The 19620-nt window shown below is 37.1% G+C and carries 20 protein-coding genes; 15 read left to right on the plus strand and 5 right to left on the minus strand.

The features are described 5' to 3' along the window. On the plus strand, positions 1 to 2247 hold a 2247-nt coding region (pyc, locus tag AC1RNS_RS06075), incomplete at its 5' end, for a pyruvate carboxylase (RefSeq protein WP_492991444.1). Between the two features lie 207 nt (positions 2248 to 2454). Here pyc and AC1RNS_RS06080 read toward each other — a convergent pair. Then, entirely contained in the window at positions 2455 to 3378 is a 924-nt protein-coding gene (locus AC1RNS_RS06080; protein ID WP_427549929.1) for a COX15/CtaA family protein, read from the minus strand. 335 nt (positions 3379 to 3713) lie between these two features. Between AC1RNS_RS06080 and cyoE the strand changes: the two genes are divergently transcribed. The 7 genes from cyoE to AC1RNS_RS06115 all read left to right on the plus strand — a co-directional run bounded on the left by cyoE (position 3714) and on the right by AC1RNS_RS06115 (position 10336). Next, positions 3714 to 4631 (plus strand): heme o synthase, encoded by a 918-nt coding sequence (cyoE, locus tag AC1RNS_RS06085; protein ID WP_492991445.1) that lies wholly within the window; start codon positions 3714 to 3716, stop codon positions 4629 to 4631. A 100-nt stretch (positions 4632 to 4731) separates the two neighbouring features. Beyond that, a complete protein-coding gene (coxB, locus tag AC1RNS_RS06090) occupies positions 4732 to 5802 on the plus strand; it encodes a cytochrome c oxidase subunit II (RefSeq protein ID WP_492991446.1) in 1071 nt (356 codons plus the stop codon). A 41-nt stretch (positions 5803 to 5843) separates the two neighbouring features. Then, entirely contained in the window at positions 5844 to 7727 is a 1884-nt protein-coding gene (gene ctaD / locus AC1RNS_RS06095) for a cytochrome c oxidase subunit I (RefSeq protein WP_492991447.1), read from the plus strand. After that, on the plus strand, positions 7727 to 8353 hold the full coding sequence (locus AC1RNS_RS06100; RefSeq protein WP_054770799.1) for a cytochrome c oxidase subunit 3: 627 nt from the start codon (positions 7727 to 7729) through the stop codon (positions 8351 to 8353). Before ctaD ends, AC1RNS_RS06100 begins: the two co-directional genes overlap by 1 nt. Further along, positions 8353 to 8697, plus strand: coding sequence for a cytochrome C oxidase subunit IV family protein (locus AC1RNS_RS06105; RefSeq protein ID WP_492991448.1), 345 nt, complete (start codon positions 8353 to 8355; stop codon positions 8695 to 8697). The genes AC1RNS_RS06100 and AC1RNS_RS06105 overlap by 1 nt, the downstream gene beginning before the upstream one ends. A gap of 218 nt (positions 8698 to 8915) precedes the next feature. Further along, positions 8916 to 9839, plus strand: a complete 924-nt coding sequence (gene ctaG / locus AC1RNS_RS06110) for a cytochrome c oxidase assembly factor CtaG (RefSeq protein WP_492991449.1) — start codon at positions 8916 to 8918, stop codon at positions 9837 to 9839. A gap of 35 nt (positions 9840 to 9874) precedes the next feature. Then, positions 9875 to 10336, plus strand: coding sequence for a DUF420 domain-containing protein (locus AC1RNS_RS06115; RefSeq protein WP_492991450.1), 462 nt, complete (start codon positions 9875 to 9877; stop codon positions 10334 to 10336). Positions 10337 to 10353: 17 nt separating this feature from the next. On the opposite strand, the gene ytvI is transcribed toward AC1RNS_RS06115, so the two are convergent. Both ytvI and AC1RNS_RS06125 read right to left on the minus strand, forming a co-directional pair. Further along, entirely contained in the window at positions 10354 to 11415 is a 1062-nt protein-coding gene (gene ytvI / locus AC1RNS_RS06120) for a sporulation integral membrane protein YtvI (protein ID WP_492991451.1), read from the minus strand. Between the two features lie 185 nt (positions 11416 to 11600). After that, positions 11601 to 12002 carry a YugN family protein gene (locus tag AC1RNS_RS06125; protein WP_492991452.1) on the minus strand — a complete coding sequence of 134 codons (402 nt, stop codon included), beginning with the start codon at positions 12000 to 12002 and terminating at the stop codon, positions 11601 to 11603. 147 nt (positions 12003 to 12149) lie between these two features. On the opposite strand from AC1RNS_RS06125, the gene AC1RNS_RS06130 reads away from it, so the two are divergent. Together AC1RNS_RS06130 and AC1RNS_RS06135 are read left to right on the plus strand one after the other, a co-directional pair. Then, positions 12150 to 13271 carry a CAP domain-containing protein gene (locus AC1RNS_RS06130; RefSeq protein WP_492991453.1) on the plus strand — a complete coding sequence of 374 codons (1122 nt, stop codon included), beginning with the start codon at positions 12150 to 12152 and terminating at the stop codon, positions 13269 to 13271. Positions 13272 to 13430: 159 nt separating this feature from the next. Further along, positions 13431 to 14906 carry a UDP-N-acetylmuramoyl-L-alanyl-D-glutamate--2,6-diaminopimelate ligase gene (locus AC1RNS_RS06135; RefSeq protein WP_492991454.1) on the plus strand — a complete coding sequence of 492 codons (1476 nt, stop codon included), beginning with the start codon at positions 13431 to 13433 and terminating at the stop codon, positions 14904 to 14906. On the opposite strand, the gene AC1RNS_RS06140 is transcribed toward AC1RNS_RS06135, so the two are convergent. Continuing rightward, entirely contained in the window at positions 14881 to 15387 is a 507-nt protein-coding gene (locus tag AC1RNS_RS06140) for a PaaI family thioesterase (protein WP_492991455.1), read from the minus strand. The genes AC1RNS_RS06135 and AC1RNS_RS06140 overlap by 26 nt on opposite strands. Positions 15388 to 15474: 87 nt before the next feature. Here AC1RNS_RS06140 and AC1RNS_RS06145 point away from each other — a divergent pair, with 87 nt between their 5' ends. The 5 genes from AC1RNS_RS06145 to AC1RNS_RS06165 all read left to right on the plus strand — a co-directional run bounded on the left by AC1RNS_RS06145 (position 15475) and on the right by AC1RNS_RS06165 (position 18878). Further along, complete coding sequence (locus AC1RNS_RS06145; RefSeq protein ID WP_492991456.1) at positions 15475 to 15921, plus strand: YlbF/YmcA family competence regulator; 447 nt, start codon at positions 15475 to 15477, stop codon at positions 15919 to 15921. Between the two features lie 198 nt (positions 15922 to 16119). Beyond that, positions 16120 to 16524: a hypothetical protein gene (locus AC1RNS_RS06150; protein WP_492991457.1), complete on the plus strand. Its 405-nt coding sequence runs from the start codon at positions 16120 to 16122 to the stop codon at positions 16522 to 16524. Further along, entirely contained in the window at positions 16517 to 16933 is a 417-nt protein-coding gene (locus AC1RNS_RS06155; protein WP_492991458.1) for an SMI1/KNR4 family protein, read from the plus strand. Before AC1RNS_RS06150 ends, AC1RNS_RS06155 begins: the two co-directional genes overlap by 8 nt. A 355-nt stretch (positions 16934 to 17288) precedes the next feature. Beyond that, positions 17289 to 18134 (plus strand): YwqG family protein, encoded by an 846-nt coding sequence (locus AC1RNS_RS06160; protein ID WP_492991459.1) that lies wholly within the window; start codon positions 17289 to 17291, stop codon positions 18132 to 18134. A gap of 222 nt (positions 18135 to 18356) precedes the next feature. Continuing rightward, complete coding sequence (locus tag AC1RNS_RS06165; protein WP_492991460.1) at positions 18357 to 18878, plus strand: hypothetical protein; 522 nt, start codon at positions 18357 to 18359, stop codon at positions 18876 to 18878. Positions 18879 to 19118: 240 nt separating this feature from the next. On the opposite strand, the gene AC1RNS_RS06170 is transcribed toward AC1RNS_RS06165, so the two are convergent. Then, entirely contained in the window at positions 19119 to 19433 is a 315-nt protein-coding gene (locus AC1RNS_RS06170; protein WP_484511505.1) for a DUF5713 family protein, read from the minus strand. Between the last annotated feature and the right edge of the window lie 187 nt (positions 19434 to 19620).

A 19620-nucleotide genomic window follows, 5' to 3' on the forward strand; every position in this document is an offset into this window, starting at 1 on the left:
AAAATTTCAACATCAGGAATGTCGTTTAAAGAAGCTGCTGCGAAAATGGACCGTAACTTAAAAGAATTCCGTATTCGCGGGGTCAAAACAAATATTCCGTTTTTAAATAATGTGGTGACGCATGAGAAGTTTTTAACAGGTGCCTTCGATACAAGCTTTATCGATACTACACCTGAGCTATTTCATTTCCCTGTGCGCAAGGACCGTGGGACAAAGCTGTTAAGCTATATTGGCAATGTGACATTAAATGGCTTCCCAGGGGTAGAAAAGAAGGCCAAGCCAATTTTTGTACAGCCGGGCATGCCAAAAGTGGATTCATTCATTGTGCCACCAGCAGGAACAAAGCAAATTCTAGATGCCCAAGGAGCAGAGGGGTTTGTGAAATGGATTCAGGCACAGGAAGATGTACTGCTTACCGATACAACGTTCCGAGATGCACACCAATCCTTACTGGCAACACGTGTACGTTCACAGGATATGTTCCAAATTGCAGACGCCACAGCGCGCCTGATGCATAATTTCTTCTCGCTCGAAATGTGGGGAGGGGCAACATTTGATGTGGCCTATCGTTTCTTAAAAGAAGATCCATGGGAGCGCCTTGCGAAGCTGCGTGAACAGGTACCAAATGTGCTATTCCAGATGTTACTGCGTGGGGCCAATGCGGTAGGCTATACCAACTACCCTGATAATTTAATCCGTGAATTTATCGCAGAATCAGCGGCATCAGGAATTGATGTGTTCCGTATTTTCGATAGCTTAAACTGGATAAAAGGGATGGAAACAGCCATTGATGCGGCACGTCAATCAGGGAAAATTGCCGAGGCAGCCATCTGTTACACAGGCGATATTTTGGATGATACACGTGCGAAATATTCGGTGCAATATTATAAGGACATGGCGAAGGAGCTAGAAGCAACAGGTGCTCACATTTTAGCCATTAAAGATATGGCTGGTTTATTAAAACCAGAAGCAGCGTATCGTTTAATTTCCGAGTTAAAAGAGACAACAAGTTTGCCAATCCACTTGCATACACACGACACAAGCGGAAACGGTATTTATCTATATGCCAAAGCCATTGAAGCAGGCGTAGATATTATCGATACAGCCCTCGGTTCGATGGCGGGCTTAACGTCACAGCCAAGTGCGAACTCCCTGTATTATGCGATGAAGGGCGGTTCCCGTGCAGTCCGTGCCGATATTGATGCATTAGAAGAGCTATCCTACTATTGGGAGGATGTACGTCACTATTATAAGGATTTTGAAAGTGGCATGATGAGCCCGCATTCTGAAATTTATGTGCATGAAATGCCAGGCGGTCAGTACAGTAATCTACAGCAGCAGGCAAAAGCAGTTGGCCTTGGCGATAGATGGGAGGAAGTGAAACGCATGTATTCTCGCGTGAACCTTCTATTTGGTGATATTGTTAAAGTTACTCCATCCTCAAAAGTAGTCGGGGATATGGCATTATTTATGGTGCAAAATGAATTAGACGAACAGACAGTCTTAACAAGAGGGCAAACGATCGACTTCCCAGACTCTGTCATTGAGTTCTTCCAAGGATATTTAGGACAACCACACGGCAGCTTCCCTGAGGCACTGCAAAAGGTTGTGTTAAAGGACCGTGAAGCGATCACAGTACGTCCGGGTGAACTACTAGAGCCTGTCCATTTCGAGCAGTTGAAAGCAGTGTTGGAGGACAAATTAAATCGTCCAGTCACGAAGAAAGATGTACTCGCTTATGCACTCTATCCAAAAGTATTTGAAGAATACGCCAAAACAGTGGACTCCTTTGGCAATATTTCGGTATTGGATACACCGACCTTCCTCTATGGATTAAAGCTTGGGGAAGAAATCGAGGTCGAAATCGAAAAAGGTAAAACGCTGATTATAAAACTAGTCTCTATCGGTGAGCCACAGCACGATGGAACACGCGTCATTTACTTTGAGCTAAACGGTCAATCTCGTGAACTTGTGATTCAAGATATGACGGTTGAGGTGGATGGCAGTATAGCGTTAAAGGCAGATCCAAGCAATCCTAATCAAATCGGTGCCACAATGCCAGGAACTGTGTTAAAGGTAGTGGTATCGAAGGGCAGTCAAGTGAAACGAGGAGACCACCTGCTAATTACGGAGGCCATGAAAATGGAAACAACCGTCCAAGCACCAAAAGATGGGATTGTGAAAGAGGTCTATGCAAGTGCAGGCGATGCGATTTCAACAGGTGATTTGTTAATTGAAATTGAATAATAGGTAATGAAAAAGGGTTAATGGAGCGCTTTTACTAGCGATCTATTACCCTTTTTATATGTCATTATGTCTATTTTTTGACAATTTATCTTGATTCATCATATGTACAAATGGCCTGCTGAGGTGAGTAAATGATTTAGCGGGGGTATTTTAGATAGAAAAACAAAAAAAGATTCGTCATTTAATAGCACGAATCTTTTTCTAGTATTATTTATTTTTTTCATTATAATTGCTACGTGCAACTAGCATTATCATGTAGCAAAGTAGACCGAATAAAATTGAGATAAATAATGAATGTAATAATGCGACAATTAAATTTAATTTAGTTAGGACTACTAACATACCAGCAATTACCTGTAAAATTACTATAATAAAAGCAATCACCCAACCATAGTAAATAACACGTTGATTTTTATATTCTTTTACAGCATGCCAAGTTATGTATGCAATCCAAATGAAAAAGATAAGAACAGCTAAGCGGTGCCCCATCTGCACCCATTCATACATATTATTTAGAGGTGCTAGAGGTGTTTCGTTGTAACAGAACGGCCAATCAGGACATATTAAACTAGAATCCGTATGGCGTACAAGCGCACCTGTATAAACGACTAAATAAGAATAAATTGTGACAGCAATCGTGTGCCAGCGTAATTTTTTTCCAATAAAAACGTTAACTGCATCAAATTTTCGATCCACTTCAAATACAATCATAGAGAGAAGAAGAACAGCAGCAAAAGAAATTAAGGAAATTCCGAAGTGGAGGGCTAATATAAAGTCACCTTGTCCCCACAATACCTGAGCTGCGCCAATGAGAGCTTGCGCGATTAAGAAGAACATCGCTAGGAAACCTAATAGTTTTACTTCACGAATATGACCGAGTTTACGCCATGTCCAAATTGTTAACACAAGAATTGAAATAGATACGACTCCAGTTACAAGACGATGTGAGAATTCAATTAAAACTTCTGGTGTAATTTCTTTTGGAATAAGAGAACCATTGCAATCAGGCCAATTTCGACCACAGCCTAAGCCACTATCTGTTTTGGTAACAAGTGCTCCACCAAGTAAAATAAGGAGCATTCCAACTGTAGCGGCAACAGCAAACCACTTCATATACCTGTTGTGTTGCATAAAATGAGTCACCTACTTTATCTATCAACATTACATGAAAGTAATGTTTCTGCTACTAGATAATATCGAAAATACAGGTAAAAAACAACTTGTAAAGAGAAGGGAGTTTTAGATGTCGAATCCATTTCACAAATTGTTCATAATTTCGTGCTTTAACCTTCACAATTCATTTTAGAAAATGTTTTACTATAGATATGTTGTTTTTAATTATATTTCTAGACAAAACTAATTTTTACAACTTCATCTAAATTTCACTTAATGTCTAGAAATCAATCGCAAATTTCGCTATAGTAATTGTAGCGGAATATGCTTACAAAAATGAAAGGAGAGGTAACATGTCAAACGGTCGTGCATTGTCGGCTACTAGAAATACTGGACCAGAATCAACATCTGTTGTAAAAGATTTCTTAGCACTGATAAAAATTGGAATCGTTAACTCGAATCTTGTCACAACGTTTACAGGGATATGGCTGGCATTTCAATTTACTAGTAGACATTTCTTGCAAGAGTTAGATGTCATATTGTTCACCATGCTGGGAGCGGCACTCATAATTGGTGGCTCAGGTGCAATGAATAACTTCATTGACCAGGATATAGATCCAATCATGAAAAGAACGAAGGCAAGACCGACAGTAACAGGTAGATTTAAGCCGAATTTTGTATTGACCATTGCCCTCTCATTTTTAATTGTAGGTGAAATTTTGTTATTTGCGGCATCGTTTGCGGCCGGCATGTGGGGATTAGCAGGAATATTTGCTTATGTTGTTCTATATTCAATGTGGTCTAAGAGGAAGCATGTTAGTAACACGGTAGTAGGAAGTATTTCAGGAGCAATTCCACCAGTCATTGGATTTGCAGCTGTTGAACCTGCATTAGGTCCAGGAGCACTTGCTTTATTTCTTATCATGTTTGCATGGCAACCACCGCATTTTTATGCGCTTGCGATGAAACGTACTGAAGAATACCGTGCTGCTAATATACCGATGCTACCTGTCGTAAAGGGATTTAAACGAACGAAATACTCGATGTTATTCTGGATTCTTTTATTATTACCGTTACCTTTCCTTTTACCAGAGCTTGGGGTTGGCTTCTTAATTCTTGCAACTGCATTGAACTTGGGCTGGTTAATTCTAGCTTTTAAAGGCTTTACCGCAAAAGATGATATGAAATGGGCAAATAAAATGTTTATCTATTCGTTGAATCATATGACTATACTATTTGTATCCATCATAATTTTTGCGTTGTTTAGCTAAATTTAGGAATTCTTTCTTTTCCTAAAGAATTCAAATAGACAGCACTAATGTCCTAGGTACACATGAAAATACAACAAAGAAAGAGGGGTTTAATTAAGCTATGATGAAAGGGCTTAAAAAATGGCGTCTTTTTTCACTTCTAGCAGTGATGATGGTTTTCCTTTCCGGTTGTGGTGAAGATTATATTTCTGCACTAAAACCATCTGGTCAAGTAGGTAAAGAACAATTCAATCTATTAATGTTAGCTACTGGAATTATGACGTTAGTGGTAGTAATCGTATCTGTTATCTATTTACTTGCATTCTTAAAATTCCGCCGTTCAAAAGTTGGCGAAAATGTGATTCCTAAGCAAGTAGAAGGAAGTCACACTCTTGAAGTGATTTGGACAGTTATTCCAATTATTTTATTATTAATCTTAGCTGTACCAGTTGTTACTGCTACTTATAAATTTGCAGATGTTGCTGCAATGGATGAAGTAGATGAAGATGGTAACAAAACAGCACTTACAGTAAATGTAACTGCAAAATTATATTGGTGGGAGTTCGAATACCCTAACCAAGGTATTGTAACTTCACAAGAATTAGTTGTACCAACAGGTCAAAAAGTTTACTTTAACTTAAAAGCTGCCGATGTAAAGCACTCATTCTGGATTCCTGCTGTGGGCGGTAAAATGGATACGAACGTAGAAAACTTAAACAAATTCTACTTAGAATTCGATAAAGAATCGAAAGACCTTAAAGATGGCGTTTTCTATGGTAAATGTGCTGAGTTATGTGGTCCTTCACACGCATTAATGGACTTCAAAGTTAAAGCTTTAAGCCCAGAAGCATTTGATGCATGGGTAACTGCAATGAAAGCAACAGAAGGTAAAGTTGCTGACAAAGCTTCAACAGATCTTGGAGAAGCAACATTTGCTAACAGCTGTTTAGGCTGTCACGCAATTTCTGGTACAGGAGTTAGTGGTGCACCAGGTCCTAACTTAACGACATTTGGTGACCGTAACCGTGTTGCTGGTTTCTTAAATCATGATGAAGAGAGCCTAAAAGCTTGGATTAAGGATCCTGAACAGTTTAAACCAGGTAACTTAATGACAGATAAATATGGTGAACTTTCTGACGAACAAATTGATGCTCTTGCGACATATATCATGAGCTTATCTGTTGAAAAATAATTTTAAGTTTTATGTAACAAACTTTGAGGGAGGTAAAAGTTGTGAGCTCATACACACAGAAAAAGGGCTTTGGAGCAACTGTCTGGGATTACATTACTACTGTTGACCATAAAAAATTAGCAGTCATGTATTTATTAGCCGGTACATTGTTCTTCGCTATCGCTGGTTTTGAAGCGTTATTAATGCGTATTCAGTTAATGAAACCAAATAACGATTTCATTTCAGCAGGTTTTTTCAATGAATTATTAACAATGCACGGAACGACAATGTTATTCCTAGCAGCGACTCCATTACTATTCGCATTTATGAACATGCTAGTACCATTACAGATTGGTGCGCGTGACGTTGCATTCCCGTTCCTGAACTCTTTAGGGTTCTGGTTATTCTTCCTAGGTGCAGTATTCCTTCACCTGTCATTCTTTATGGGTGGCGCTCCTGATGCGGGCTGGACTTCTTATGCATCATTATCGTTATATTCTCCAGGACATGGTATTGACTTCTATGTACTTGGTTTACAAATTTCAGGGGCAGGTACATTAATTTCAGGTCTTAACTTTATCGTTACGATAATTACAATGCGTGCTCCTGGTATGACATTCATGCGTATGCCATTATTCACTTGGACATCGCTTGTATCAAGTGCTTTAATTTTATTCGCATTCCCTCCACTTACAATTGGTTTATTAATGATGTTATTTGACCGTATGTTTGGCGGTAACTTCTTTGACCATACTATGGGTGGTAACACAATTATTTGGGAACACTTATTCTGGATCTTCGGACACCCAGAGGTTTATATCTTAGTATTACCAGCATTCGGTTTATTCTCTGAGATTATTCCAGCGTTCTCTCGTAAGCGTTTATTCGGATACTCTTCAATGGTATTCGCAACAATTTTAATCGGTTTCTTAGGGTTCATGGTTTGGGCTCACCATATGTTTACAGTTGGTCTTGGGCCAACAGCAAACGCAATCTTTGCCGTTGCAACAATGGCAATTGCCGTACCAACTGGTATGAAAGTGTTCAACTGGATCTTAACTATTTGGGGCGGATCTATTAAAGTTACAACACCAATGCTTTATGCACTTGGTTTCATCCCGTCATTCGTTGCGGGTGGTGTTACAGGGGTAATGCAAGCATCTGCACCTCTTGACTACCAACTACACGATTCTTACTTTATCGTTGCTCACTTCCACTACGTAATCGTAGGTGGTATCGTAACAGCTTTATTTGGTTCAGCGCACTTCTACTGGCCAATTTTCTTCAACCGTATGTTAAACGAAACATTAGGAAAATGGACTTTCTGGGTATTCTTCATTGGATTCCACTTAACATTCTTCCTACAACATTTCCTAGGTCTGATGGGTATGCCACGTCGCGTATTCACTTACATGGAAGGTCAAGGTTGGGATCAGTTCAACTATATTTCAACTGTCGGTGCAGCAATGATGGGTGTAGGGGTTATCATGATGGTAATCAACTGCTTAATGTCCATCAAAGGCAAACCAGCAGGTCGCGATCCATGGGGCGATGGACGTACACTAGAATGGTCAATTCCACAACCAATTCCATTCTATAACTTCCGTCAAACACCACTTGTACGTGGTTTAGATCCATGGTGGATTGAAAAACAAGAAGGTAATAAAGAAGTTACATTTGCTGAACCATTAGGTGATATCCATATGCCAAACAACTCTGCAATTCCTTTCGTAATTTCCATGGGTCTGTTTATTGCGGCATTCGGTGCTCTTTATAATCCAGATGCAGATAAGCCATGGTCTATTTATGTATTGATCATTGGTCTAGCAATTACATTTGGTGCTATGATTTTCCGTTCTATTAAGGACGACCACGGCTTCCACTTACACAAAGAAGAAATTATTGAAATTGAAGAAAAACTTTACGGCAAAGGAGGAAATAAATAATGGATTTCAATACTAAATTTACTCCTCATACTTGGCCAGATCATCCTGAACAAGCTACGATGGAAGGTAAAAATAAAGTCGTTGGTTTCTGGATTTTCCTTGCCTGTGAAGTTGTACTTTTCGCAAGTTTATTCGCTACTTACTTAGCGCTTAAGAACAAAGGGCCAGCAGGCATGGAGTTCACAACGCAAGGTTTATTTGAATTACCTTTAGCATTTGCAATGACGATGTTACTTTTAACATCATCTCTAACATCTGTATATGCAATTTACCATATGCGTAACTTTAACTTTAAAGGCATGCAAACTTGGTTAGCAATTACTTTAGCTTTAGGTCTTGGATTCTTAGCACTTGAAATCTATGAATTCCAACACTATGTGCACCTTGGTTTTACATTTAACCAATCTGCTTTCGCAACTGCATTTTATTCTTTAGTTGGTACACACGGTTTCCACGTATGTTTAGGACTTGTATGGATTGCAACATTAATGATTCGTAATGCTAAACGTGGACTAAACTTATATAATGCACCTAAATTCTTCGTAGCTGCTTTATATTGGCACTTTATTGACGTAGTTTGGGTATTCATCTTTACAGTAGTATACTTGATGGGAGTGATCGGATAATGTCATCACACGATACACCTATAGTTGCTAAGTCACAGGCACAATACGAGTATGATCGTCATCATAATGCCGTTCATATGCGTAAACAGGTAATCAACTTTGCGATTATGATTTTCTTTACATTTATCGCGTTCGCAGTAGTTGCAGCCGATTTTTCTAAATACTTAATATTCCCGTTTGTTTTATTACTTGCTGGAGTTCAAGTTGTTCTTCAACTTTACTCTTTCATGCACTTAGAAGACAAAAAAACTCACTTCGGTGGTGTAATTGGCTTCTTCATGTGGATGGGAATTTTAATCGCATTTACATTCTTCTTAGCATTCTTAACTATTATTTGGTGGTAATCACCAAAGAAGCACGTTCTCTACATTTATGTAGGAACGTGCTTTTCTTGTTTGTACTTATAACTTGATAAATGTCATTTACAAGTTTTCAAAATATTTATATCATCAACTTAATATGCCTAGACTATCAATAGTGATTTGTTCACCTTTCGTTCATTGCAGTATAGTTGTAAGCGTTCTATAATAGGAGTACTGAAGTTTAAAGGAGTGCGTTCTGTATGCCACTTAGTATATTTGGTTTCCAAGCTTTATGGAGCCCGTATTTAATAGGGGTTCTCGTTTTCATAACAGTCATCTACTTTTTAGTCACAACAAAGTGGCGTAAGGATTTTAAAGAAAGTGAACCTCTGAAAAAGGGAGAGGCAATTTATTTTGTACTGGCAATGGTAACGATTTATATTATTAAGGGATCTCCAATAGATTTAATGGCGCACATTATGTTTACAATGCATATGGTGCAAATGGCTATTTTATTATTACTTGTTCCGATTTTCTTAATTAAGGGAATTCCTTGGTGGGTATGGAATGTTGCAATAGAAGCGCCTGTTGCTAGAAAAATATTTAAAGTGTTTACGTTACCTGTTGTAGCAGTCTTTGTCTTTATCGGTTTGTTTTCTTTCTACCATTTACCATCAGTTTTAGATTACATTAAACTAAATGAAACTTTACACGGTACATATACATTTGTACTATTTGTATCTGCTGTTTTTATGTATTGGCCATTAATTCAAAGCATGCCTAATCGTTCACAAATGAAACCTTTGTATAAATTAGCTTATATAATTGCTAATGCAGTATTAATTACACCTGCATGTGCATTAATCATTTTTGCGCCCAACGCTATGTATGAAACCTATACAAATGGTGATGCGTGGCTAAAGGCAATGGAACTTTGTGTACCAGCCTCTACATTATCTGGATTATCTCTATCAGGTCCAGAGCTCTTTACTGATATGAAGCCTGTTGCTGATCAGCAACTAGGTGGTGTTCTGATGAAAATATTACAAGAGCTTATTTTCGGAGTATTACTTGGATCAATCTTTATTAAATGGTATCGCTCAGAACAAAAGGATCCAGATAAAATTACTGCTGATGCATTAAAGGCGCATCAACAAAAATGGGAAAGTCAACAGCAACATTAATTGAAAGTAGAAATTTTCTATAAGGAGTTTTGTGAATGGAACTGCAAATTTTACCTACTCTAAGTACATCATTCATCGTGATCAGTGCAGTACTTGTAGCGATTGGCTGGGGCTTGATTATAAAAAGAAAAGTTGAGGCACATAAAAAAGTAATGTTGGCTGCTGGTATTGCGGCACTTATCTTCTTTATCATTTATGCATCACGTACAGTATTTATTGGTAATACAGCATTTGGTGGTGGAGAAGATTTAAAACCATATTATACGTTCTTCTTAATTTTCCACATTATTTTAGCTACTACAGGAGCTGTATTTGGGATTGTGAGCATTATCTCTGGTTTAAAAATGAATATTAAGCTTCACCGTCGTATTGGACCGATTACAAGTATTATTTGGTTTTTTGTAGCCATTACAGGGGTGTTAGTGTACGTTTTACTTTATGTTTTATTTGAACCAGGTGAAACAACTTCTGTTATTAAAGCTATTTTAGGGGTTTAACAAAGATCTCCCACTTTTTATTGAGAAGGTGGGAGATTTTTTATGGATGTCTGATTAAATAAAGAAAGAACAACAACGACTAGTAAAGGGCCAATTAAAATTCCGAGAAACCCAAATATTTTAAAGCCGATAAACATAGCAATAAATGTTGTAAGAGAGGAAAGTCCAACTTTATTGCCAATTACTTTAGGTTCAATCATACGTCGAACCAAAAATAAGACAATGGTTAACACCACAAGTGCAATAGCAAAGACATAGTCACCTGTAAAGGCTTTATATATCGCCCAAGGCAAGAGCAATATAAATGAATCTAAAAAAGGAATAACATCTAAAATAACAAGCAAAAGTGCTAATATAAGTGGAAATGGTGTTTTAAGTATAAAAAATGTTCCAAAGGCAATAGCAAAAATGCAAATACCAACTAAAAATTGTGCTTTCATAAAACCGAATAAAGCAAGTTTCACTCTTTGACCAATAAATAATATTTTTTGATGATAGTGAAAGGGAAAGGGTGCTAACATTTTACGATTGATGGCTGGCAGCTCTAAAAGTAACATATATAGTACAATCCAATAAACAAATATATCAAACAGACGTGAAGGAATATAGGTAAGCAATGATGACCAAACATTTACGTTTGTTAAAGATAAAGCAAATTTTTCAATGGATGTTAAAGCTCGTGAAATGAGTAGTTGAATTTGGATGACAAGATCTACTGGTAAATGATACGTATAGTTAGAAAGCTTGGATTGCATTTGAATCCATATGGATGACAGTTGATTGAGATAATCAGGAATATGAATGATGAATGTTGAAAATTGTTTCCAGCTTATAAATAGTATGAGGATACATAGTAATATGGTTATACTTAAAAAGAATATAAAAAAAATGGACACAATAATTTTACGTTTTTTTCGGAATCTTTTGCTGATACGAATGATGATAGGCTCTAATAATATGGCGGTGACGTAGGCAAGTAATATTGGCAATGATAGCGATATAAACCAAAGAAGTGCTATTCCTAATGCAATAACAATTATTGGGTGGCGAAAAAAAGGGTGTTTTAAAAATTGTAGCATTTGATCTCACCTACATCCTATGAAAGATAATATTAGTATGAGACGAAAAAGTATTTTTACTCAAAATAAAAAAGACTGGACCACCAGTCTTTTCAAAACGATATATGAAGCTGTTATCGCAAAGGAGAGTTTGAGTCTTCCTGTTTCCAAAATTAGGAACATAGCTATTACTAAAAAATTATAGATTAGCGTGCTTTAACAGGTTCAAGATTGTTTTTATTTGTTGTTTGGATTGCGAATTCATCTAAGTCTAATTTAACCTTTTTTAAGATTTCTTCGCATTTTTTTACTAGGTGCGCTGGATAAACTTCATCATCACCATATTCAACACCATGTGGGTAATAATATTTACCAAGTGCTGGTTTCATTAACGTTAGGATTGCGTCGTGTGCACCAACGTCACCAGAAATTGCATATGCGAATACACGAAGGTAATAACGACCTTCACGAGTATCAAAACGCTTATCAAATGTCATACGCTCATAATCCCAGCCGCCGTCACATTCTAAACCATTTTTTTCCATAATGCTTTCAATAAGTTCTTGATCAGCTGTTAAATTTTCAAGGTTAGTATTTTCAAAATACATGTATAATCCTCCTTTAGGTTCTCGTACAAAGTATACGCTCATTTTTATAATAGAGCATATTCGACATTGTTGCAATGACAACATTGTGTCAACCCAATTACAATTGATATAATAACTTACAATACTGGTGATGAAAAGGAGTCATGTATGAAAGCTTTATTCCGCATTCTTATGGCATGTGCTGCAATTGCGTTAATCGGCTTTATGTTTTTTAATACACCACGTGAAAATGAGCCACTTGAAGGACCGAATGCTAATTCTAATATTATACCAAAAACAGAATTAAAGCAGCCAGAAGTTGGAGCAATGACAAGGCCGGAAAGTGGGATGTCGACATTTATTGGTCAAGGTGTTCAAGCAATTGTGAAACAATACGGGGAACCAGCACGTAAGGAACCATCGTCTTTTGGATATGATTGGTGGGTATATAGTACGAGTGCCACTGCATTTTTTATGGTAGGAGTTCAAAATAATATAGTGACACAAGTATACATAGCTGGGGAAGATTTGGACGCCTATCCTTTCAAAGTTGGACAAAAACGTGACGAGATTTATCGAATGACAATCATTGATTATGAAGTAGCGGCAAATGTTGATGATAATATTTTTGTTTTTTCGATGAGTGAAGAAGATATGCAGACCCGTTTACTTGTGAAATTCGATGGACTTTTTGCACAGCTTTATATAGATAGAGAAACAAGTGAGCTACAGGGTATACGCTTCACTAATAGCGAAACGCTTGTTCTTCATCAACCATACGAAATGACTTATCAAGGTGAGCTTGTTATACCTACACCTCCGTCTTCTTTTTTACAGCAGGAAATCAATGAAGCAAATGCAGAACAGCTTGACGATTTACTGAATGTTACTAGAGAACATCATCATCTACTTCCACTAAAAGTTGATGTAACATTAGGAGAAGCAGCTAAAATGCATAGTGAGGATATGAAAGTTCAAAACTTTATTGGGCATGAATCACCTACAAATGGGGATTTAAAAAAGAGATTAGAAACACAAGGGATTGAATATAGTGAGGCAAATGAGAATCTAGCGACGGCTTATTTTGATGCTATAGAGGCCATGCACGGTTGGCTCAATTCTGCTGAGCATCGAAAAGTTATTTTGAATGAAAAATATGCAACAGTTGGCTCTGGTGTCTTTTTAAATTATTATACACAAATTTTTATTGAGCCTTCCTCACAAAATATGGATAGTGAGAATATTGACTCAGAAGAACCTGTAGAGAATATCGATGAGTCAACACAATAAAATAGTATCTGTAACTGAAGATTAACTTGGTCAGCCGAGTTGAACTTCAGTTTTTTCATTTTCTAAATGGTCTGTTAAGAGTAAAGCCTCTACCTACATTTTTCGTCACACCGTTACAGACGCCGTCATATGATAGAGAACTGAAAGGGGGAATGAGGCATGCAATTAGCTGAGCTGTTAAAGGATTGGCCATGTAGTGTGACTGGTGGGTCTATTCGTACTATTGTTACAGGTGTTGAGGACTATGCACAGGCTGTAAAACCAGGAGATATTTTTATAGTAAGAAAGGGCAAGAAAACGTCTGGCAGCCGCTTTGTAAAAGAGGCGTTGGCACGTGGGGCTGTAGCCATTGTTTCAGAGGAAAGTATCTCACTACCTATTACTGATCAAAATATTCCTTTTGTTTGGGTTCCGAATACTGCCTTATTTTTATCGTATGCAAGTGCAAAGCTTGCGGCCTTCCCAGCAGAAGCATTGACGGTAATCGCCATTACTGGGACAAATGGAAAAACAACAGTAAGTCACTATGTAAGCCAATTGTTAAGAGCTTTACATAAAAATGTAGCTGTTATTGGAACAGTTGGATTTTTTATAAATGGACAAAAACAACAAACTATATATGAACAATTAACAACACTGCAGGCAAAGGAACTGCATCCAATTTTAAAGCAATGTGCACAAAATGGTGTTACACATGTTGTTTTAGAGGCTTCTTCAATGGGATTACAACAGCATCGATTGGATCATTGTGATATTGATTGTGGTGTCTTTTTAAATTTAACAGAGGATCATTTAGAGGATCATGGAGGACTTGAAGGGTATAAGCGTGCGAAAAAAAGGTTGGCAGATTTATCGAAAAAACTAGTGTTAAATGGTGATGATAATTTCTGTCGTTCTGTTGGTATTTATGATAAGAAAAAATCCTGCTCATTTGGCTTTGACAATCACAATGATTTACATATCCAAATTGTCAGTGAATCCATTGGCAAAACGGTACTCTGTCTACAAACATCCTCAAGTGAGCATATCGTAGAAATTCCTTTCGTTGGGAAATATCATGTACAAAATGCTGTAGCCGCGTTGATGACTATATGGCGCTTAGGTTTTTCAATTGAGGAGATAGCTGAACATATGTGGTCATTAAGACTACCAGAAGGCAGACTTGAAAAAATAGACAATTCATTTGGCATCGATGTGTATGTGGATTATGCACATACTGCAGAGGCATTACAGGCTGTATTACAGACATTCGATCGATCGAAAACACTTTATCTAGTATTTAGCTGTGGAGGAAATCGGGATAAGGCAAAACGTTTTGCTATGGGTGCTGTAGCTAGCAAGTATGCAGATATTATTTTTTTAACAACTGACAATCCACGTGATGAGGATCCAATCCTAATTAATGAAAGTATCATAGCAGGTTTTACGGAACAGCAATATTATGAAATTTATCTAGATCGCAAGGTTGCGATTCATAAGGCATTAGAAAAGGCTGAAAAAGGTGATATTGTCCTTGTTGCCGGAAAAGGGCATGAACAAACTCAACAAATAAAAAATGAAAAATTCCCTTTTTCCGATCAACAATGTGTCCGTGATTATTTTCTAAATCTTATGCCTGAGAGCGGCGTTGAATGACAAAAAATGATCCAGTTGCAATAGCTAGCTTGCGTCCAGTTTCATCCTCGATATCACATTCCATTACAAGTGTTTGACGCCCTTTATGTACAAAGCGTCCACGTGCAATTAGCTCTTTATTTGTAGTTGTAGCAATATAAGAGACATTCATATTTGTTGTGACCACATTAAAGCCTTCTGGTACAGAACGAGAAGCCAATCCTCCCATTGCTGCATCCGCAATTGTTGCAATAATTCCCCCATGTGGGACCTTAATTGTATTATGGATAACTGGTGTAATTGGAATTCGAACCTCACTAATTTCTGGCTCAAATTTACCTACCATATGTAGGGCAGCATTAATATATCGTCGATGTACCCCTTGTTGCTTTGCACGAAGCCCTGATAATAAATGCAATAAAACCTCTTCATCTTCAGCAGTGCTTTCTTGTAAAAAATTTGCTAGTAATTCTTCGATTTGTTCTTTGGATGATGTAGCCAACATAAAAACTCCTTCATGTAAAAATATCAATAATGTAAAATTACCACAAAATCTGTTATGATGGGTAAGAGATTGGGGGAATTAACTATGATGATGACCTCTGACTGGGTAATCATACTGGATGAGGCCGATGCGCTTTGTGAGATGATCCTTTCCTCTGAGCCTGCGAAAATACTGCAACAAGCTTATGATGCTGTCTATAGTGATGTTCAATTAATCGAAGCTATACACGCATTTAATCGCATGAAAGAGCAGTACGAAGATGTACAACGTTTCGGAAAATACCATCCGGACTATCATACAATCATGAAATCGATTCGTCAGCAAAAGCGCGCACTCGATTTAAATGAAAAGGTTTCAGCCTTAAAGATAGCTGAAAACGATTTTCAAGATTTACTCGACGAGATAAGCCTGCTTATAGGAAAAACTGTATCAGAAGCAGTAAAAGTGCCTGTAAGTAATCCTTTCTTTGCATCTGGTTCTTCATGTGCTGGAGGCTGTGGTTCAGGTGGTTCTTGTTCTTGCTCTGCATAATAGCAAGATTTTTTAGACTGTATACAAACTCCGATGATGACGAGTGTATACAGTTTTTTTATGTCAATTCAGACTTTGATTTAGTAATCCACTGAATCAAGAAAACTTGCGATGAGGATTATGGATTCTTGAGGGAGATTTTTAGTAGAATATAATTAATATGAAAATTAAATTATTTTCGCTGAGGTGAATCGTAGCATGATTGCGAAAAACGTATGGAAGAAAGTTGTAGAGATAGAGTGTGAACTCGAACTATCAGAGGATGTAATGAAATGTATTGATGACAAGGTGGATTTCTTAAATCGTCAGGAGCAGAAGATCAAATCATTTATAAACCTATACATTGCCAATCAAATTGTTATAAATATAAATGAGGAAATTGCAGCAGAGGGTAAAGTAATTTTATCAGATGATACAGAACTTACTTCACCAATTACAACAAAGCAAGTAGAAGAAGCCATGTATCCGCTTTATTTTTTGATGGATCATGAATCTGAGCTGTTAATTGATTTTGATACAAAGCCAAATTATTTACAAGGACATTTAGCAACGCTTGTTGTTAAACAAAATAATACATTGCATTTTGGAGGAATAAATGGCTAGTAAGCATAGAACAGCGTTTCAATTCAATAAATGGGCTATTGATTTGTATGAACCAGCAACTGTAGACGAAATACAGCAGGTTGAAAAAGAACTACAAATAGTGCTACCGAAAGTATATAAAGAGTTATTAGGTGCATCAAACGGAGTGTATAGTAATTTAGTTCAGCTATATTCAACAGATGGATTAATTGAAATGAATAAAACATATGAAGTTCAAAATTATGCACCAGGCTATGTTTCTATCGGTAACGATAATGGTGGGTATCATCTTTTAATGAGGGCGGTAGAGGAAGCTGTTAACTTCCAATTAGTAAGTGATGGATATGGTGTTCCTACCGAAAATGATATAACTGATAATTTTCTTTCATGGTTGAATAGTGATGCGGGAGATCCTTGGAGAAATGAATAGTTGGTAAAAGTGGTTTCGGGAAAGTAGATAAAAGTCTTTGATGGAAAATTTAACCTTTTAGAAAAATGCTCTCTGAAAGGCTTGAAATACAGTGATTTAAAGTCTGTTTCTCAGCACAGAAAGAATGGAAACGTCTTGCATGAAAGGGTACGTGTGATTTGAGGAAAGCGGCTATCTCGGTAATTTCAATTCTCGCACCATTTATCTTCATTCAGCAAATGTTTTTTGCATTAAAAGCAAAGCGCAGATACAATTACGCCAAGGCGAAATTGATTGTATAGGCGAAAAAATAAGCATTGCCTTGTAATTGTCATTACTATGTTAAACTAAATAACATAAAAAGGGGAGTGGTATGATGCGAGAAAATTGGCGTAAACAAGCGATTACGGATATATTTAATAAGTTTAATGTAGCTGGAGAGAAGGAGCTGGAAACAGTATTGATGGAGCATGCTCAAGTTTCGCTACGATTCGAGCTTGCTAGTAAGGAAAATTATGAGCAAATTGGGAACAGTCGTATAGCAGGATGCCCTGATTTACCACCATCTATAGAATGGCCATGTACTGAGGATGGAGAAGCTTATACTTTTTTAGCGCAAATAAATTTGAGTGAATTGCCATTTTTGCCTTCAGATAATTGGCCATCATCGGGGATGTTTTATTTCTTTTTAGGTTTGGACGAGCCTGCCTATGATGTTGAGCATCAAGTCATTTATTATAACGGTGACTTAGCAAATTTGACCTTGGCAAGCTTGCCTGAAGGCGTAGAGGAAGTAAATGCGGAAGAACGTGATTTTATTTCTCATCAAGTAACTTGGCAACCTTGTTTGTCATTGCCTGATTTAGGGGAAGACTCAGAAATGCTGTTTGAGGAATATGAGGACATTTATACAGAGGTGTGTGGTGTAAGTGATGCACTTGCTGGAGGATTGCAAACTTGGGATGGGGAAACACAGCTAGATGCATATTTGTGCCGAAATGGGCTAAGTGCCTTTTTATATAACACTCATAAAATGCCAGAAAAATTGCGACATGAGGCACTAGAAGAGGCGCAAAATTGGGAAGTATTGTTCTCTTTATCCTCTTTAAATGCAGCGAATATGTGTTGGTGGGACGCGGGATATTTGGAATTTTTAATTCATGTTGAAGATTTAAAAAAAGCTCGCTTTGATAATACTTATCTTAATTTAGCGACAAGCTGATAATAGAGGTTGTCGAGAAAGCGGCTATCCTATTTTGATATGCCCCAAAAAGGTAGACAGATTAAAAAATAAAGCGAAGCGATGAAGCCTAGCTTAAATGTCAATCATTTAGCTTTGCTGAAACAGTGTGGCAATGTGTGAGCTTTTCAATTGCTAGAGGCAGTAGAATAAGTTACTCATTTTTTATGTAGTGAAGTAAAAACATAACGAGGAGTGAGGGAAATGACGAATCAACAGAAGATTGCGGATTTCTTAACCAATTTAACACTTGAAAAAATATATAATCAAAATGGTCTGCTCATTTGGATAGATTGGCGAGAAGCTGAAGAAGACTTAATAGATTACTTTAACGAGCAATTGCCTGTGTCAGATCAAATCAATTGTGAAATTATTGAGATAGATAAACCTAGAGGTGTGGATATTGTTCTATCCTCCCAAGAAAATTCAATGACGATTCCCTTTGCTGATGATGTAACTGATAGGGATAGTGCAATTCGAGCTATGCAGGAAATGCTCTCCCCTCAATATCAAATTCGTTGGTTTATGGAATCATTAGGCAATGATACTCTGGCTTTTGCATTGCTACCAGTCGTACAATGGAAAGAATTAGAACAGCAATTTGATAAGCGTAAAGTAGACTACTATTTCCAACCTGTTACAAACACTAGCGTCATGTTTGAAATGGGCATAGATGAAGTAGATTTATTAATGAAATCTAGAGCAACAGAACTTTTAAATATATGAAAGCGAGTAGTATAGTTGAAAAAGTTTTCACAGCTTGAATCACATAAGGAAAAAATACCTAACGATTATAAGCTGACAATCAAATAGATTACCTCATTCAGCAAATGTTTTTTGTTCTTTTCGCTATAGAAAACATTTGCTAAATGAAGATAAAATTTCACCAACAATACGACATCAAAATGCCTACGCCATATTTTTGCGCAAGCTCTTTCATAGTCCTACAGTAACAAAAAATCACCTTTACCACTCGCGTTCTCTTAATGCGTCCTCTACATCAATCTCAATATTGTATGCCTGCAATATATCAATCACTGTTTCTGCAATGCTATCTCTGGCAGCTGTTTCAATTTCACTGTCATGTTCATAAAACTCATCTTCCAAATCATTAATAGCAAGTGTCATCTCGTCCAGTTTTTGTTGGATATCCTCTAAAGAGTGAGGAGCTTGCTCTAAATATTGAACAATACCCTCTAATAACATTTTAATCTTATCAACTAAAAATTTTGGGTAATAATCATCTCTATACATATCTCTTAAGTAGTCTATTGTTTTCATTTTGTCCAGCTCCTTTATCTTGAATCAGCATTTTTCAGCCCTTTTCTCCGTAAAAATTAAGGCCTAATCTCTCTAATAACAGCTTGTATACAGTTGTTAAGCTGTATAAATATTAACAAATCTATTGTGAAAATATCGATTGCTTACGCAAATTGAAGCTGTTTTTGTAAGCAATCTGCTACGAACT

The sequence above is a fragment of the Lysinibacillus sp. GW821-FHT14F06 genome, assembly GCF_058803665.1.

What these genes read in the sequence shown, in the direction of transcription:
- AC1RNS_RS06105 (WP_492991448.1), top strand. Translation starts at nt 8,353, where the DNA reads ATGTCATCACACGATACACCTATAGTTGCTAAGTCACAGGCACAATAC.
- AC1RNS_RS06170 (WP_484511505.1), bottom strand. Translation starts at nt 19,433, where the DNA reads ATGAAAACAATAGACTACTTAAGAGATATGTATAGAGATGATTATTAC.
- ytvI (WP_492991451.1), bottom strand. Translation starts at nt 11,415, where the DNA reads ATGCTACAATTTTTAAAACACCCTTTTTTTCGCCACCCAATAATTGTT.
- AC1RNS_RS06135 (WP_492991454.1), top strand. Translation starts at nt 13,431, where the DNA reads ATGCAATTAGCTGAGCTGTTAAAGGATTGGCCATGTAGTGTGACTGGT.
- AC1RNS_RS06150 (WP_492991457.1), top strand. Translation starts at nt 16,120, where the DNA reads ATGATTGCGAAAAACGTATGGAAGAAAGTTGTAGAGATAGAGTGTGAA.
- AC1RNS_RS06165 (WP_492991460.1), top strand. Translation starts at nt 18,357, where the DNA reads ATGACGAATCAACAGAAGATTGCGGATTTCTTAACCAATTTAACACTT.
- AC1RNS_RS06080 (WP_427549929.1), bottom strand. Translation starts at nt 3,378, where the DNA reads ATGCAACACAACAGGTATATGAAGTGGTTTGCTGTTGCCGCTACAGTT.
- AC1RNS_RS06130 (WP_492991453.1), top strand. Translation starts at nt 12,150, where the DNA reads ATGAAAGCTTTATTCCGCATTCTTATGGCATGTGCTGCAATTGCGTTA.
- AC1RNS_RS06100 (WP_054770799.1), top strand. Translation starts at nt 7,727, where the DNA reads ATGGATTTCAATACTAAATTTACTCCTCATACTTGGCCAGATCATCCT.
- AC1RNS_RS06145 (WP_492991456.1), top strand. Translation starts at nt 15,475, where the DNA reads ATGATGATGACCTCTGACTGGGTAATCATACTGGATGAGGCCGATGCG.
- cyoE (WP_492991445.1), top strand. Translation starts at nt 3,714, where the DNA reads ATGTCAAACGGTCGTGCATTGTCGGCTACTAGAAATACTGGACCAGAA.
- AC1RNS_RS06125 (WP_492991452.1), bottom strand. Translation starts at nt 12,002, where the DNA reads ATGTATTTTGAAAATACTAACCTTGAAAATTTAACAGCTGATCAAGAA.
- coxB (WP_492991446.1), top strand. Translation starts at nt 4,732, where the DNA reads ATGATGAAAGGGCTTAAAAAATGGCGTCTTTTTTCACTTCTAGCAGTG.
- ctaG (WP_492991449.1), top strand. Translation starts at nt 8,916, where the DNA reads ATGCCACTTAGTATATTTGGTTTCCAAGCTTTATGGAGCCCGTATTTA.
- AC1RNS_RS06115 (WP_492991450.1), top strand. Translation starts at nt 9,875, where the DNA reads ATGGAACTGCAAATTTTACCTACTCTAAGTACATCATTCATCGTGATC.
- AC1RNS_RS06155 (WP_492991458.1), top strand. Translation starts at nt 16,517, where the DNA reads ATGGCTAGTAAGCATAGAACAGCGTTTCAATTCAATAAATGGGCTATT.
- AC1RNS_RS06160 (WP_492991459.1), top strand. Translation starts at nt 17,289, where the DNA reads ATGCGAGAAAATTGGCGTAAACAAGCGATTACGGATATATTTAATAAG.